18 protein-coding genes and 1 tRNA gene are annotated in these 14,001 nt (G+C 53.4%); 18 read left to right on the forward strand and 1 reads right to left on the reverse strand.

Translation table 11 applies throughout. The features are described 5' to 3' along the window. Positions 1 to 10: 10 nt before the first annotated feature. From JXO48_03440 to JXO48_03515, 16 genes are all read left to right on the forward strand, one after another. Positions 11 to 301: an AtpZ/AtpI family protein gene (locus tag JXO48_03440; protein MBN2282923.1), complete on the forward strand. Its 291-nt coding sequence runs from the start codon at positions 11 to 13 to the stop codon at positions 299 to 301. After that, the gene (locus JXO48_03445; protein ID MBN2282924.1) at positions 270 to 683 is read left to right on the forward strand and encodes an ATP synthase subunit I; all 414 of its coding nucleotides are present in this window, start codon (positions 270 to 272) and stop codon (positions 681 to 683) included. Before JXO48_03440 ends, JXO48_03445 begins: the two co-directional genes overlap by 32 nt. Then, positions 658 to 1,311 carry a F0F1 ATP synthase subunit A gene (atpB, locus tag JXO48_03450; GenBank protein ID MBN2282925.1) on the forward strand — a complete coding sequence of 218 codons (654 nt, stop codon included), beginning with the start codon at positions 658 to 660 and terminating at the stop codon, positions 1,309 to 1,311. Before JXO48_03445 ends, atpB begins: the two co-directional genes overlap by 26 nt. Before the next feature lie 233 nt (positions 1,312 to 1,544). After that, positions 1,545 to 1,784: a hypothetical protein gene (locus JXO48_03455; GenBank protein ID MBN2282926.1), complete on the forward strand. Its 240-nt coding sequence runs from the start codon at positions 1,545 to 1,547 to the stop codon at positions 1,782 to 1,784. A gap of 4 nt (positions 1,785 to 1,788) precedes the next feature. After that, a complete protein-coding gene (locus JXO48_03460) occupies positions 1,789 to 2,964 on the forward strand; it encodes a hypothetical protein (GenBank protein MBN2282927.1) in 1,176 nt (391 codons plus the stop codon). Continuing rightward, the gene (locus JXO48_03465) at positions 2,965 to 3,615 is read left to right on the forward strand and encodes a DUF799 family lipoprotein (protein ID MBN2282928.1); all 651 of its coding nucleotides are present in this window, start codon (positions 2,965 to 2,967) and stop codon (positions 3,613 to 3,615) included. A gap of 37 nt (positions 3,616 to 3,652) precedes the next feature. Next, positions 3,653 to 4,204, forward strand: coding sequence for a CDP-alcohol phosphatidyltransferase family protein (locus JXO48_03470; protein ID MBN2282929.1), 552 nt, complete (start codon positions 3,653 to 3,655; stop codon positions 4,202 to 4,204). Positions 4,205 to 4,343: 139 nt separating this feature from the next. After that, positions 4,344 to 4,418 (forward strand) — tRNA-Val (locus tag JXO48_03475). 184 nt (positions 4,419 to 4,602) lie between these two features. Beyond that, positions 4,603 to 6,519: a threonine--tRNA ligase gene (thrS, locus tag JXO48_03480; GenBank protein MBN2282930.1), complete on the forward strand. Its 1,917-nt coding sequence runs from the start codon at positions 4,603 to 4,605 to the stop codon at positions 6,517 to 6,519. A gap of 147 nt (positions 6,520 to 6,666) precedes the next feature. After that, positions 6,667 to 7,176 carry a translation initiation factor IF-3 gene (gene infC / locus JXO48_03485; protein ID MBN2282931.1) on the forward strand — a complete coding sequence of 170 codons (510 nt, stop codon included), beginning with the start codon at positions 6,667 to 6,669 and terminating at the stop codon, positions 7,174 to 7,176. Positions 7,177 to 7,200: 24 nt separating this feature from the next. Continuing rightward, entirely contained in the window at positions 7,201 to 7,398 is a 198-nt protein-coding gene (gene rpmI / locus JXO48_03490; protein ID MBN2282932.1) for a 50S ribosomal protein L35, read from the forward strand. A gap of 31 nt (positions 7,399 to 7,429) precedes the next feature. Next, positions 7,430 to 7,789, forward strand: coding sequence for a 50S ribosomal protein L20 (gene rplT / locus JXO48_03495; protein MBN2282933.1), 360 nt, complete (start codon positions 7,430 to 7,432; stop codon positions 7,787 to 7,789). Next, positions 7,786 to 8,802 (forward strand): phenylalanine--tRNA ligase subunit alpha, encoded by a 1,017-nt coding sequence (gene pheS, locus JXO48_03500; protein MBN2282934.1) that lies wholly within the window; start codon positions 7,786 to 7,788, stop codon positions 8,800 to 8,802. Before rplT ends, pheS begins: the two co-directional genes overlap by 4 nt. Positions 8,803 to 8,912: 110 nt before the next feature. Further along, positions 8,913 to 11,333 (forward strand): phenylalanine--tRNA ligase subunit beta, encoded by a 2,421-nt coding sequence (locus JXO48_03505; protein MBN2282935.1) that lies wholly within the window; start codon positions 8,913 to 8,915, stop codon positions 11,331 to 11,333. 23 nt (positions 11,334 to 11,356) lie between these two features. After that, positions 11,357 to 11,632, forward strand: coding sequence for an integration host factor subunit alpha (locus JXO48_03510; protein ID MBN2282936.1), 276 nt, complete (start codon positions 11,357 to 11,359; stop codon positions 11,630 to 11,632). Positions 11,633 to 11,673: 41 nt separating this feature from the next. Further along, the gene (locus JXO48_03515; GenBank protein MBN2282937.1) at positions 11,674 to 12,009 is read left to right on the forward strand and encodes a MerR family transcriptional regulator; all 336 of its coding nucleotides are present in this window, start codon (positions 11,674 to 11,676) and stop codon (positions 12,007 to 12,009) included. A gap of 98 nt (positions 12,010 to 12,107) precedes the next feature. On the opposite strand, the gene JXO48_03520 is transcribed toward JXO48_03515, so the two are convergent. Continuing rightward, positions 12,108 to 12,389: a PxxKW family cysteine-rich protein gene (locus tag JXO48_03520; GenBank protein ID MBN2282938.1), complete on the reverse strand. Its 282-nt coding sequence runs from the start codon at positions 12,387 to 12,389 to the stop codon at positions 12,108 to 12,110. Positions 12,390 to 12,800: 411 nt separating this feature from the next. Here JXO48_03520 and JXO48_03525 point away from each other — a divergent pair, with 411 nt between their 5' ends. Both JXO48_03525 and JXO48_03530 read left to right on the forward strand, forming a co-directional pair. Beyond that, entirely contained in the window at positions 12,801 to 13,562 is a 762-nt protein-coding gene (locus JXO48_03525) for a PTS system mannose/fructose/sorbose family transporter subunit IID (protein MBN2282939.1), read from the forward strand. 85 nt (positions 13,563 to 13,647) lie between these two features. Then, positions 13,648 to 13,917, forward strand: a complete 270-nt coding sequence (locus JXO48_03530) for an HPr family phosphocarrier protein (protein ID MBN2282940.1) — start codon at positions 13,648 to 13,650, stop codon at positions 13,915 to 13,917. Positions 13,918 to 14,001 lie beyond the last annotated feature (84 nt).

Here is a 14,001-nt window from a genome sequence, read left to right on the forward strand (position 1 = left end):
CGCCAGGTCAATGAAAAAAGGGAATAAGAGCACTATTCTTGAAATGGCCTATGCCAGCAGTCTCGGCATTGCCATGGTTATTGCGGTCTTTGGCAGTCTGTTTATCGGTGCGTACCTCGATCGGAAATTCGGAACACGCAATATTTTCACGATCCTCTTCCTGGTTGTCGGCGTTGTCGCCGGATTCAGGAATTATTACCTTTTTTTCAAGCGATATCTTCCGGATAGCGAAGAGAGGCCCAGTAGCACGGCAAAGAAGCCTCGGTCGGATGGAAAAATCACCATTACAAAAAAGGATTGAACTGGGAAATTGGCTGATCCTGGCCTTCGTCGTTCTTGTAAGTTCGATATTCCTCTCCATCGGTATGACTCTTGGAATTCTCTTCGGCGGTCTCATCAGCATCGTAAATTTTTACTGGCTTGCCCGTGATCTGAAGAAGCTTTTTCTCATTTACGCGGACAAGGCGAAACCGTACATCATGCTCAAGTTCTTTCTCCGCTTCGGTGTTACGGGAATCGCTCTTTTTGTTATAGTCACGCAAACGCCCGTGTCCGTGATCGGTCTTGTCATCGGTCTGTCACTGGTGGTGGTAAATATAATAATTACCGTTATCGGCGCGAATGTAAAAAATCCCCTAAGGAGGTTCAGGAAGAAAGATGCATCCTCTGTTATTTCTAGATAACCCCTATTTCCCTCCGCACGTCACCTATACGTGGTTCATCATGCTGCTCCTGGCCGGTTTGTCCTTTCTCGTTACACGAAACCTTCAGATCTATCCCGGAAAAGTGCAGCATATTTTTGAAGTGATCATGAAAATGATCAGAGGCCTGATGGAGGAGTCCATGGGGTCCGACGGCCTCAAGTTCTTTCCCCTGATCGCCACCATCGCCCTGTTCATCCTGGTGGCGAACCTGCTCGGTATTATTCCGGGCTTTGAATCCCCGACGAGCAATCTGAACACGACCGTATCAATGGCGCTCGTGGTCTTCGTGATGACCCACATCGTGGGGATCAAGGTTCACGGGTTCGCCTATATCAAGCAGTTCCTGGGGCCTGTTTGGTGGATGATGCCCCTCATGCTTCCCATCGAGCTGATCAGCCATCTGGCCCGTCCCCTTTCACTGTCGGTCCGGCTTTTCGGGAATATCATGGGTGAGGACCTTGTCCTGGCGATCATTCTGCTGCTTGTCCCGTTCCTTGTTCCGCTTCCCATGTTTGCGCTGATGATCTTTACCTCGGTCATTCAGACGCTGGTCTTCGTCATGCTGTCAATGATCTATATCAAGATGGCAATGGAAGGCGCCCACTAAACCGGAAACGGGCGTGGTTACATACCTGCTCAGGGGGTTGGAATTCGTATGGATCTCAACCCCCTTTTTTATGAATATCCTTCCATATCAACGGGATGAACACTTCCCGGTGTGCAGTTTTCCTTCATGAAATATCTTGAACAACGCCGGGGGCTGTGGTAGTTCAGAACAGTCATTTCGGAGAGTGAAGAACCTGCCGGTGAAAGCCGGGCTGGTGAAGGGGAGGGGACGCGGTGACCGATAAAAAAGAGACCATCATCGATGGCAGGGTATTACACGAAGACGATGTTATCCACGAGCTCGTCGATGTTGTCGAAGAAGGGCCGGGAAAAGGGGGCGGGGAAGGTTCCCTGACACCGGAGATGCGCGAGATCGTTACAGCTATGGCCGAAAAGATCGCCCGCGAGATGTTTCCCGGCATCGCGGAGCGTATTGTTCGTGAGGAGATCGAAAAATTGAAGGAGAAGCTCTGATTCCATGCCCCTGATACCTGACGGCGGGTCTCTCCGAAAACGGCTTCGCCTGTTCCTCCTTTTTATTTCCTTTATATCGTTTACGATGCTCCCCGCGGTTCATGGAATCGCGCAGGTCGGGGAACATCTCGTCCTGGAAGCGGTCGGAGAGTCAACGAGTTTCGACGGAAACATGTCCCTGGCCCGTGACATGGCCGTCACCGATGCCCTGAAGAAAGCCGTCGCGCTTGCTCTGGAGAGATACCTGTCTCCCGAGGCAATGGAGAATAACAGGGAGATCATTGATGATGCCATACTGCTGCGGTCCGGGGATTTCATAGACGAGTACTTTGTGGTTGATGAAGGCAGCGACGGAGACCGCTACCGGGTGGCGATACGGGCGTACGTCATAAAACAGATGATCGCCGATGAGCTTACCGCTCTCGGAATGATGCGGAAAACGGGCGATGACCCGGGCGTACTGGTTATCATTGTTGGTCGCGGCGCGGATGATGCCGGAGTTGTGTCCGTGGTGGAAAACGTGTTCCGTTCAGCGCTTCGGGGAAAAGGATATTATCAGCTTACCCCCGCCTTGCCGGGTGGGTCGATCGGGTTCCCTGGAACGGAGTTGAGTACCGCAGAGCTTGTGGAACTTGGTGAACATGCCGGTGCGGAGCTTGTCATTTTTGGAAAAGCGCTGGCATCATCGTCGGAGCTTGTCGCCGGTACGGCGATGAGATCCTGCGAGGCCCGTGTGACCGTCCGTGCGCTCAGGACCGCCGATGGAAATACCGTGGCAACGGCGGACGCGCATGGTGCCTTTGTCGGTGCCGGTGACGAGGATGGAATCGCCAGAGCGATGGAGCAGGCGGCGTCAAGAGCCGCTGAAGAGGTAACTGTCCGGCTGGGACAAGGGTGGCGTGTCGAAACAAGCGCTCCCCCCCTGGTTTCTCTGACCGTCCGGGGAATAGCGAGTTACCCTGATTTTGCCGGATTCAGGGACCTGTTGAAGAACACCGTAAAAGGTGTAACGGATCTTTCATACCGGAGCATGTCGACCGGTATGGCCCGGTTCGATGTCTCCGTCCGGGGAGGCGGCCTGGCCCTTGCCGAGTCGCTTTCTTCGCTGTCATTGAATGGCGGTTTCCTCTCAGTTACTGATGCCTCGCCGGAAGCCGTGGAACTGACGATAATCAAATAGATGATGAAGCTCACTATGATGAAATGCTGCAAAGATCTGGTTTTCCTGTCCGTCATTGTCGTGGCGATATATGGATGCGGGCCGAAGGCCCCCTGTGCCGTGGTACCCGACTATGCTTCCCGCGGGGTGAGAATGATAGCGGTCATGCCGGTGAATACGACTGCTGGCGATGAACGGGCGGCGCGGGCGATACGAAGCGAGGTGCAATCGCAACTGTACTTCAAAGGGTATGCCAAGGTGCCCCTTGCACTGGTGGACAGGAGCATCAAGGAATTCAGCGGGACCAATCCCGGGGGAACGGCGGCGGCCATGTCTCCGCAGACCATGGGCGACCTTCTCGGTGTGGATGCCGTAATGTACTGCACCATTGCTCAGTGGGATACCTCACCCGTCTATCTGTATGCGCCTACGTCCGTGACGGCACGGTTCGAACTCAGAAGCGCCGTCACCGGTGAAATGCTCTGGCGCTCGGAACACACGGCGGTTGAAAGAAATTACGATATAACCGGAAAACGGCTTGAGATGAAGAGTTATGAAGCATATGAGCGAATTGTCGCCGAAGTGGTGACCGAGACCCTTTCGACGCTTCCCAACGGTCCTGACTATCTGACGGACATGGACCACGAGCAGGACCTGTGGCCCCTGTGGTGAGCGGAACCCGCAGCGGGAAGGAACGGTGCCTGAAGAGATGAACATTCCCAATATCCTGACAGTGATACGTATTATTCTGGTGCCTGTTTTTGTCATTTTCCTGATCCGCGGTTCTTTCCTGTCCGCGCTTGTCGTTTTTGTTGTTGCCGGGATCACCGATGCCCTCGACGGCTTCCTGGCACGGGTCCTCAACCAGCAGACGGTCCTGGGAGCGTATCTGGACCCCATCGCGGACAAGGCGCTCGTCGCAACGTCCTTTGTTTCCCTTTCCATAATGGGATTCATCCCGGGATGGCTTGCCGTCATCGTCATCAGCAGGGATTCCATCATTCTCCTCGGCATTCTCCTTTTCTTCATACTTTCCGTTTCATTTGAGATGAAACCGGCCTTCGTCAGCAAGCTGACCACCGTGTTCCAGATACTGACCGTTGTATTCGTTTTGCTTTTTCAATGTTTCCCGCGATACGCGTGGGATAATGTCCTTGGGACGCTCATATGGTCGACGGCGGTCGTTACCGTGATATCGGGATTGTATTACATACGTGTCTGGTTTCTCTATGCCGGGCGCGGACCCAGGAACAATGAATAAAAATGGTCTGTCGCGGGCGCGTTTTTACGGCGGTGTGACTGCCGGGAACCATCCGGCCGCGAAGGGGAAATCGATGTATTATTTCTTGACAGAAACCCTTTTTGCTGTTAAGCAAACCACACTTTTGGGTACCCCATGTAGGCACGTAGCTCAGGGGGAGAGCATCACCTTGACGCGGTGGGGGTCCAGGGTTCAAATCCCTGCGTGCCTACCATGTTTTGTTATGTAATTTTCGGTCAGGAAAGGGCATCATGAAGGATAAACCGATGATGCCCTTTCTTAAATCAGCGATTGTGTAAAATCATAACGAATTGAGATATAAGGGGAATTTCAGTTTCTGGTAAAAAGGGCCCCTTTCACGGTCGGAACACGGCATGTTTTTAAGGTAGCTGACTATCATGAGTGAGATCCAGGTAAAACTCCCCGACGGGACACAGTCACGGTTTCGATCGGGGGAAACAGTGAAGGAAATAGTGTCATCATGGCAGGCATCCGCTCTTGACCGGGCGGTCGCGGCCAGGCTCAACGGAGAACTGGTCGATATGAGCAGCCCCGTGGAGGTGGACTCCCGTATCGACCTTATCGATATTGGATCCCCGGAGGGGCGCGAAGTTCTGCGGCACAGCATTTCCCATATCATGGCCGAGGCAGTGAAGGACCTTTTCGATGGTGTCAAGGTGACCATCGGGCCCTCGATCGAGGACGGATTCTACTATGATTTCGATTACGTAAATACCTTTACTCCCGATGACCTCGAAAGGATCGAGGCCAGGATGCGGGAGATCATAGCGGAAGACCATCCCTTCGAGCGAACCGTGATGTCACGGGAGGAAGCGATCCGGTTCTTTGATGAAAAAGGCGAGACCTACAAGGTGGAGCTGATCGAGGACCTTCCCGAGGATGTGAAAACCGTATCCCTCTATCAGCAGGGTAATTTCGTTGATCTCTGCCGGGGACCGCACGTTCCCTCGACGGGCATGATCAAGGCCTTCAAGCTGCTCAACGTGGCCGGTGCTTACTGGCGCGGTGATGAAAACCGGCAGATGCTGCAGCGCATCTATGGGACCGGCTTCCCCTCCGAGGAGGAGTTGACGGAATACCTTACCCTTCTGGAAGAGGCAAAGAAACGGGACCACCGGAAGCTCGGCCGGGAGCTGGACCTTTTCCAGATGAACGATGAAGCCGGGTCCGGTCTTATCATCTTTCATCCCAAGGGAGCGCTTCTGAGAAGGATCATCGAGGACTGGGAGGTCAGGGAACATCTCAAGCGGGGGTATGATATCGTCATCGGCCCGCAGATCCTCAAGGGTGATCTCTGGAAAAAATCAGGTCACTTCGATCATTACCGGGAAAATATGTACTTTACCGAGGTGGATGAGCAGCTGTACGGCATCAAGCCCATGAACTGCCTCGCCCACATGCTTATATACAAGGCAAAGATCCGCAGCTATCGTGACCTGCCGCTCAGGTACTTTGAGCTCGGCACCGTGCATCGTCACGAAAAAACGGGCGTGCTCCACGGGCTCCTTCGCGCCCGGCAGTTCACCCAGGATGACGCCCATATCCTGTGCACACCCGACCAGTTGAACGACGAGATCAGGGCCATCGCCGACTTTGTCGCCTATGCGATGGAGATATTCCGCTTTGATTATGAGGTTGAACTGAGCACGCGACCCGATAATTCGATCGGTTCAGACGAGGACTGGGAACTCGCGACGAACGCCCTCGATCAGGCATTGAAGGACAACGACATCTCCTTTGAGGTGAACGTGGGTGACGGTGCCTTCTACGGTCCGAAAATAGATTTCAAGCTGAAGGATGTCCTGGGAAGAAAGTGGCAATGCGCCACTATCCAGTGTGATTTTACCTTGCCCGAGCGATTTGATTTGAGCTATGTTGGGCCCGACGGTGAAAGACACAGGCCGGTCATGCTTCATCGAGTCATACTCGGCTCGATCGAAAGGTTCATGGGAGTTCTCATTGAACACTACGCCGGAGCCTTTCCGCTCTGGCTGTCCCCGGTTCAGGCGGGCGTTCTTACCGTTACGGACAGTCAGATACCTTACGCGCAGGAGGTCTATCAGAAACTTCTTGACGCGGGTATCCGTGTGGAGCGTGATTTCAGGAACGAAAAACTGGGGTACAAGATCCGGGAAGGGCAGATGCAGAAAACGCCCTATCTCCTGGTTGTCGGTGACCGTGAGGTCACATCGGGCACCGTGACACCGCGCGAACGGGGGGGGAAGAACCTCGAATCCATGTCGCCGGAGGAGTTCATCTCTCTCGTACAGGACAAGACCGGCCGCTATGAATAGCATTCCCCGCTGCCCCGGTATGCGCACCGGGCAACGACGAAGGGTGAAACCGGGCGCCGCGTATGGATTTTTTTACGAAGGTGTCAATTTTAAACTTGCAACTTGTAACATAAAACTTTAAACTCACGAGCTTTCAGGAGGTGGCACATAGTTAAGAATTTACGCATCAACGATGAGATCAGGGTTCACGAGGTACGGGTGGTCACCGTTGATGGTGAACAGCTGGGTGTTCTCCCGCTGGCCCGGGCTCTTGAAGAAGCGGAAAAGGCAGGCCTCGACCTTGTTGAGGTGGCACCACAGGCAACGCCGCCGGTATGCCGCATCATGGATTACGGCAAATACCGGTATCAACAGAGCAAGAAATTGACGGCGGCGAAAAAAAGCCAGACCACCATACAGGTAAAAGAGATACGTGTTCGGCCAAAGACGGAAGAACATGACCTGCAGGTAAAATTGCGCCACATACAGAGATTCCTCGATCAGAATCACAAGGTCAAGATAACGATGATGTTCAGGGGGCGGGAGATCGTGTATTCTGAAAAGGGAAGAATACTGATGGAAGACATCAAGAACAGATTGGGTGACGGATGTACCATCGACCAGCCTCCAAAACGGGAGGGGAGAAACATGACGATGATCGTTTCTCCGAAGAAGTGATTACGGAAACGAAGAGGTGATTGAATGCCGAAAGTTAAAACACACAGAGGAGCCGCCAAGCGGTTCAAGCTGACAGCATCGGGGAAAGTACGGCGGAACAAGGCATATGCGAGTCATATTCTGACCAAGAAAACCAGGAAGCGGAAGAGGAACCTCAGGCAGAACGCCTATCTGAACGAACGGGACGCCGGAGCGATCAGGAAATTGCTTCCCTATGCATAGAAACGCATAAAGTGAAGGAGATCGACATACAATGTCACGGGTAAAAAGAAGTGTATCAGGAAAGAAGAAAAGAAGGAAGATCCTGAAGCTTGCCAAGGGTTATTTCGGGGCTCGGAGCAGGTTGTACCGGACCGCCACGGAAGCCGTGGAACGGGCCATGAAGTATTCCTACCGGGACCGGAAAGCACGGAAGCGGGATTTCAGGAAACTGTGGATTGCCCGTATCAATGCCGCTGCCCGTATGAACGGGATATCATACAGCAAATTCATCGACGGCATGAAGAAAGCCGGCATGGACATCGACCGGAAAATTCTTGCCGAGCTCGCAGTCAGTGATCCCAAGGCTTTTTCTGAGATCGTCACGGTTGTGAAAGGTGAACAGGCTGAATGAGAGCGGTTCTTGAAAGTCTCAGAAAGCAGGCCGATGATGAAATAGACGCCTCGACCGGCAAAGAAGAACTGCTCGCCGTCAAAACACGGTACCTTGGGAGAAAAGGACTTCTCACGGAGGTCCTCCGAAAGCTGAAGGATGTGGCGCCCGAGGACCGGCCGCTTATCGGGAAACTTTCCAACGACATCAAGGAATCAATTTCCGGAAGGATCGACGAAGCCCTGGAGAGGCTCGGCTCGCAGGAATCGTCGAAGGTCCTTGAAAGGGAGAAGATCGACGTTACCCTGCCGGGGAGGAGGACCCCGTACGGTACGGTCCATCCGGTAACCCGGGTTGAGAAGGAGATCTGCGACATTTTCGCCACCCTTGGTTTTTCAATTGCCGAAGGCCCGGAAGTTGAACTGGATTATTATAATTTTGAAGCCCTGAACATTCCCCCGGATCACCCCGCCCGGGACATGCACGACACATTTTACATAACGGAGGGCACCGTTCTCCGCACCCATACATCACCCGTCCAGATCAGGACCATGGAGCGGCAGCGGCCACCCGTCAGGATCGTTTCTCCCGGGAAGGTGTACCGGCCCGATTCGGATATATCCCATACTCCCATGTTTCACCAAGTGGAGGGGCTTCTCGTCGACAGAGATGTGACCTTCGGTGACCTCAAGGGAGTGCTGACCTACTTTGTCAGGCAGATGTTCGGAATGGATACGGCGTTGCGGTTTCGCGCGAGCTTTTTCCCCTTCACGGAGCCGAGCGCGGAAGTCGATATGCAGTGCGTCATCTGCAAGGGTTCGGGATGCCGCGTCTGCGGTCAGAGCGGATGGATAGAGATCCTCGGATCAGGTATGGTGGACCCCGAGGTCTTCAAGGTTGTTGGATATGACCCGGAAGAATATACCGGGTTCGCCTTCGGGCTTGGCGTGGAACGGATCGCCATGCTGAAATATGGAATTTCCGATATTCGAATGTTCTTCGAGAACGATCGAAGGTTTCTGGAACAGTTTTGATAACTTCCTGTAAAGGCCATGTGCGGCGTTCAGTTCCGTTCTTCTCGCAGTGATGCGCTTACCCCGTTTAGATTCATGAAAACACCAGATCGAAGGAGATCCGGCGGCATATGTTAGTCAGTTTACGGTGGTTGAAAGATTACGTTGACATAGAAATGAGCACCAAAGAGCTTGCCGGGAAGCTTACCATGGCGGGACTCGAGGTGGAGTCGATCGAAGAATCCGGTCCCGGTTTTACCGGTGTGATCGTATCCCGGATCGATTCGGTAAAACCGCACCCCGATTCAAAGAAGCTGTCCCTCTGTGAGGTATGGACCGGTACGGAGACGCTTCCGATCGTCTGCGGCGCGCCGAATGTCGCAGAAGGGATGCTGACGCCGCTGGCGACCGTTGGGGCGACCATCCCCGGCGGGTACACGATCAAACGATCGCGGATCCGGGGCGAGCTGTCGGAAGGAATGCTCTGTTCCGACGAGGAACTGGGAATCGGAGATGATGCCTCGGGCATCATGGCACTGCCCGATACACTGAAACCGGGGGATGATCTGGCGGATGCGCTTGATCTGAAGGATATCACCTTTGATGTGTCCATTACGCCCAATCGCTCCGATTGCCTCAGCATCCTCGGTATTGCCAGGGAAATAGCGGCCATAACGGGGAAAGCGATGCGATATCCGGACATGACCGTTTCCGAGTCCGGCGAGGATATCCGCGATATAACATCCGTGGACATTCTCTCGCCCGACCTGTGTCCCCGATACTCGGCGCGGATCATCAGGAATGTGACGGTCAGGCCCTCTCCCCTGTGGATAAAGCTGAGACTTGAAGCGGTGGGCCTTCGGGCGATCAATAACGTGGTTGACGTGACGAACTTCATTATGATGGAGATGGGCCAGCCCTTACATGCCTTTGATTTCCGGTATCTCGAGGAAGGACGGATCGTCGTGCGGGGGGCGGGGGAAGGAGAGGAATTCATTTCCCTTGATGAAAAAACGCGGACCCTGAGGGCCGATACATTGATGATATGCGACGGGGTGAAGCCGGTGGCGGTGGCCGGCATTATGGGCGGTCTCAATTCGGAAGTCACCGATGATACGGAAACCGTCCTGCTTGAAAGCGCCTATTTCAACCCTGCTTCTATCCGGAGGTCGTCACGGGCTCTCGGCATGAGCACCGACGCGGCGTTCCGCTTCGAGCGGGGCATCGATCCCGAGGGTGTCATCAAGGCGTCGAACCGGGCCGCCCGGTTGATCGCCGAAACGTCGGGAGGTACCGTCTGCCGTGGTTTCATCGATGCCTATCCCAGGAAAATTGAACCCGTGACGGATATCCCCCTGCGGCTGCAGCGCGTGCAGGCGCTTGCCGGGATTACCATAGAGGAGGGCTCGGCGGTTTCCATCCTGAAAAACCTTGAGATGAAAGTTGTCCGTGACGGTGCCGGGACCTACCGCGTGACGCCGCCCACCTTCCGGGTCGATATATCCCGGGAGGCCGATCTGATCGAGGAGATCACAAGGATATACGGCTATGACAAGATACCTGTGACGCTGCCGCGTCAGTCGACGGTATCGGAGATACGGGACAGAAAACGGACCCTGATGGAGACGATCCGCATCGTCCTGAACGGAATGGGATACTCGGAAGTGATCAATTACAGCTTTACCAGCCCGATGCTGGCCGACCGGCTGAATCTTCCCGAGAACGACGAAGGCCGGCGCTATGTGCGCATCAAGAATCCACTCACGGAAGAAACATCGGTGATGAGGACCGTCCTGACCTATGGATTTCTGGAAACGGCGTTCAGGAACGCGAACACGGGAACCCAGGATCTCAAGATGTTTGAGATGGGGAAGGTCTTTATCGGTACCGGAGAGGATACCCTGCCCCACGAGCGGGAGCGGTTGGGAGGGTTCATCAGCGGGTCGCGTTTTGGTGACCTGTGGCATTTCAATGATGAAGAGTCCGACTTCTACGATTTGAAGGGTGCCGTTGAAAACGTGTTCGATTCCCTGAAAATACATGACGTTATCTACCGCTCGGGATGTACCGTGCCGTTTCTTCATCCCGGAAGGTCCTGCGATATTATCGCGGCCGGCCGGCATATCGGCTTTCTGGGAGAGATACACCCGGACGTTCTCGAGAATATGGATCTGAAGAACCGGGTGGTCATCTTTGAGCTGGAACTGCAGGAACTGCTCGATCTCTTTACGGGCGATATACAGTATCAGGAAATTCCACGTTACCCGGCTTCTTCCCGGGACGTGGCCTTCGTGGTCGATTCGGCCCTTGAAGCGGAGCGGATAATTGATCTCGCCCGGGGAAAACAGGAGAAACTCCTTGAAAACGTTTGTGTTTTCGATGTATATTCCGGAAAAGGGATTCCCGAAGGCATGAAGAGCATTGCCCTGCGTTTCACGTACCGTTCGCCGGCCAGGACCCTTACCGACGAAGAAGTAAATGCCTCGCACAAGGATCTGGTGGACGGGATCGTAAAGACAACAGGGGCGAAGATAAGAGGAATGGAAGTCTGAAGAATATCAGGAAGAGGTGACTCATGACAAAGTCGGATCTCGTTCAGATCGTTCATGACCAGTTGGGAATTTCCAGGAAGGATTCCGCGGAACTGGTTGAATCGATTTTCGAGGTTATCAAGGAGAATCTGGTCAAAGGTGAGAGTATAAAAATATCCGGATTCGGGAACCTCCAGGTCAGGGACAAAAAGGCGCGAAAGGGCCGGAATCCCCAGACCGGAGAAGAATTGGTGATTCCCGCCAGGAGGGTTTTGACCTTCAAGCCGAGCCAGATCCTCAAGAATGCATTGAATGACTGAGGGACAAATCCTCTGTGTCCGTCTGGAAGGAGCCGGGAACCATGGAAGGTACCATTCCCGACAAGAGTTACTTCCGTATCGGTGAGGTAAGCAGGATTCTCGGCGTGGAGCCATATGTGGTTCGATACTGGGAATCTGAATTCCGGACGGTAAAACCGCTGAGGACCCGTTCCGATCAACGCCTGTACCGGAAAAAGGACGTGGAGGAACTTCTGATGATCAGGGACCTCCTCTACGACGAGAAGTTCACCATTGCCGGGGCGAAACAGAGGCTCTCAGACATGAAGTCTGAATCTGCGGACCTTTCGGATTCCCATTACCGGCTTCTCATGGCGGTAAAAAAGGAATTGATGGCATTGAAAAAGATCATCGGTTGACAGGCGCCCGGCCCGAGAAAACAAAAAAACCGGTTAAAGGAGTGTTCTTTTAACCGGTTTTCTTTTTTCACAGGTCTTGTACGATCAATGAAGAATGGCTATCTCCCCGCTTTTCGTTTTGATGCCTTCAGCGGATTGAGTTTCTGCACTTTTTCTTCTTTCGATTTCTTGGCATGCGTGGCCGAGGGGCATATGCCGGTAGCCCATTTGCCGGCCGGGTCCGGATAAAGCATGCAATATTTGTTTCCTGAAGATTCGAGTATTCTACCGCAGCCTTCACATTTTTCGATGATAGTGTGACAGCTTCCACCATTAAAGGTGCAGCCTTTCTTGCTCATGAACACACATTCCGTTCCTGCCTTTACGGTCTGACAAACCATGGGTATCATTCCCCCTTTCTCTGTGGTATGGCACGTAAAAAAATCGGGTAGCCTTTTCAGTTACCCGACTTGACCTTCGTGCTTTGTTTGTTCAGCCGGAGCGTGATGACATACCGTGAATGGTCGCCAACTCACCCGGCTTTTCACTCTGAGCGCCACTGCTGTTCAATGAATATGTCAATGAAGGAACTACAACCGAACAAGGACACTCATCGCCGGACATCGTCGCTGATTTTCGGGGGCGTCGTAACAGAAAAAAATTACGGTGTCAACAAAAAAATGTTTTTTCAATTACGGTTGACTTAGAATACTAATCATGTTAGCGTACCGCGTTCTTGGATTAGCAAGGAAATCAGGATTGTAGAGAGGAAAATCCATGTACCGGCCGCAGGGGGGCGAGGTATAGAAACCGTGGAAAGGTGGGGGGAAAGACGACCTGGAACGTGGTCCCTGGTGCGGGTTTTTTTCCGTTCTCTTTTGATCCAGGCGTCGTTGAACTATTCGAAGATGCAGAACCTGGGTTTTGTCTTTGCTCTGATCCCTCTGGTGAAAGGGATAGATGAAAAAAAGAGACAGTCTGACATATTGAAACGCCACATACGGTTTTTCAATTCGCATCCTTATTTTTCCGCACCCATTCTTGGCACTGTCGCACGGCTCGAGTACGATGCATCGGACGATGAGCAGCGGCGGCGTGTGGACGGGCTGAAAGAGGCCCTCATGGCCCCCTATGCGGCGCTGGGTGATCCCTTCTTCTGGGGTGCGTGGAAACCTTTTTCCGCCTTTGTGGGGGTGATGGCGGCTCTGGGCGGCATTGCGGCCGCCCCGCTGCTCATGGTCGGCCTCTACAATGCGGTTCATCTTCCTTTCAGGGGTTGGGCGTTTGTCGAGGGATGTCGTGACGGCCGGGGTGCGTTGAACTTTATCGGTTCCCTCAAGTTGCCGGAGCGGACCAGCCAGATCAAATTGATGTCGGCCGTGGTTCTTTCCATGATCGCGGCCCTGGCGATCCCCCTTGCTCATCCAGCGTCCGGTGGCGTGGCTCAGATACTCCTGATGACGGGAATACTCGGGACCGTCCTTGCCTGTTACTGGCTGATAAAACGAGGCGTGCCGGTCCTTGCTGTTCTCTATGGGGTGGCTTTTCTTGTCTGTGTTGTTTCGGTACTGTGATGCGGACCGTACGGTTTGAATGTTGGATGGAACAGTGAAACGGGGCTGGTTGTTCGATCACGCCGGCCGTTTCCTGCCTGAGTATATGAGAAAAGAAGAGAATTTTACACTGAAGAATGAGCTTGGGCTGCATGCCCGTGTCGCTGCCATGCTGGTGAACGTATCAAGTAAATATGACGCCAGGATATCTTTCGAAAAAGACGGGATTGAGGTTGACGGAACCAGTATTCTTGATATTCTTACCCTTGCCTGTCCCAAGGGAAGCAACATCACCATCAGGGCCGAGGGTACCGATGCGGACCGGGCCATGAAGGAATTTGCCAGGCTGATAGAGAACAAGTTCGGTGAAGACTGACGACTTCGTAAGGGTTCATTTTTGCCGCTTTACGAATTTAACGAGGGTGTCAGGATTGATCCATGATGCGGGCTTTTTGAGAAT

The sequence above is a fragment of the Deltaproteobacteria bacterium genome, assembly GCA_016933965.1.
In the GTDB taxonomy this organism is placed as follows: Bacteria; Desulfobacterota; Syntrophia; order Syntrophales; family UBA2210; genus JAFGTS01.

Coding starts and splice junctions, on each gene's coding strand:
- JXO48_03440 (MBN2282923.1), top strand. CDS start 11: ATGAAAAAAGGGAATAAGAGCACTATTCTTGAAATGGCCTATGCCAGC.
- JXO48_03445 (MBN2282924.1), top strand. CDS start 270: ATGGAAAAATCACCATTACAAAAAAGGATTGAACTGGGAAATTGGCTG.
- atpB (MBN2282925.1), top strand. CDS start 658: ATGCATCCTCTGTTATTTCTAGATAACCCCTATTTCCCTCCGCACGTC.
- JXO48_03460 (MBN2282927.1), top strand. CDS start 1,789: ATGCCCCTGATACCTGACGGCGGGTCTCTCCGAAAACGGCTTCGCCTG.
- JXO48_03465 (MBN2282928.1), top strand. CDS start 2,965: ATGATGAAGCTCACTATGATGAAATGCTGCAAAGATCTGGTTTTCCTG.
- JXO48_03470 (MBN2282929.1), top strand. CDS start 3,653: ATGAACATTCCCAATATCCTGACAGTGATACGTATTATTCTGGTGCCT.
- thrS (MBN2282930.1), top strand. CDS start 4,603: ATGAGTGAGATCCAGGTAAAACTCCCCGACGGGACACAGTCACGGTTT.
- rpmI (MBN2282932.1), top strand. CDS start 7,201: ATGCCGAAAGTTAAAACACACAGAGGAGCCGCCAAGCGGTTCAAGCTG.
- rplT (MBN2282933.1), top strand. CDS start 7,430: ATGTCACGGGTAAAAAGAAGTGTATCAGGAAAGAAGAAAAGAAGGAAG.
- pheS (MBN2282934.1), top strand. CDS start 7,786: ATGAGAGCGGTTCTTGAAAGTCTCAGAAAGCAGGCCGATGATGAAATA.
- JXO48_03505 (MBN2282935.1), top strand. CDS start 8,913: ATGTTAGTCAGTTTACGGTGGTTGAAAGATTACGTTGACATAGAAATG.
- JXO48_03510 (MBN2282936.1), top strand. CDS start 11,357: ATGACAAAGTCGGATCTCGTTCAGATCGTTCATGACCAGTTGGGAATT.
- JXO48_03515 (MBN2282937.1), top strand. CDS start 11,674: ATGGAAGGTACCATTCCCGACAAGAGTTACTTCCGTATCGGTGAGGTA.
- JXO48_03520 (MBN2282938.1), bottom strand. CDS start 12,389: ATGGTTTGTCAGACCGTAAAGGCAGGAACGGAATGTGTGTTCATGAGC.
- JXO48_03530 (MBN2282940.1), top strand. CDS start 13,648: ATGAGAAAAGAAGAGAATTTTACACTGAAGAATGAGCTTGGGCTGCAT.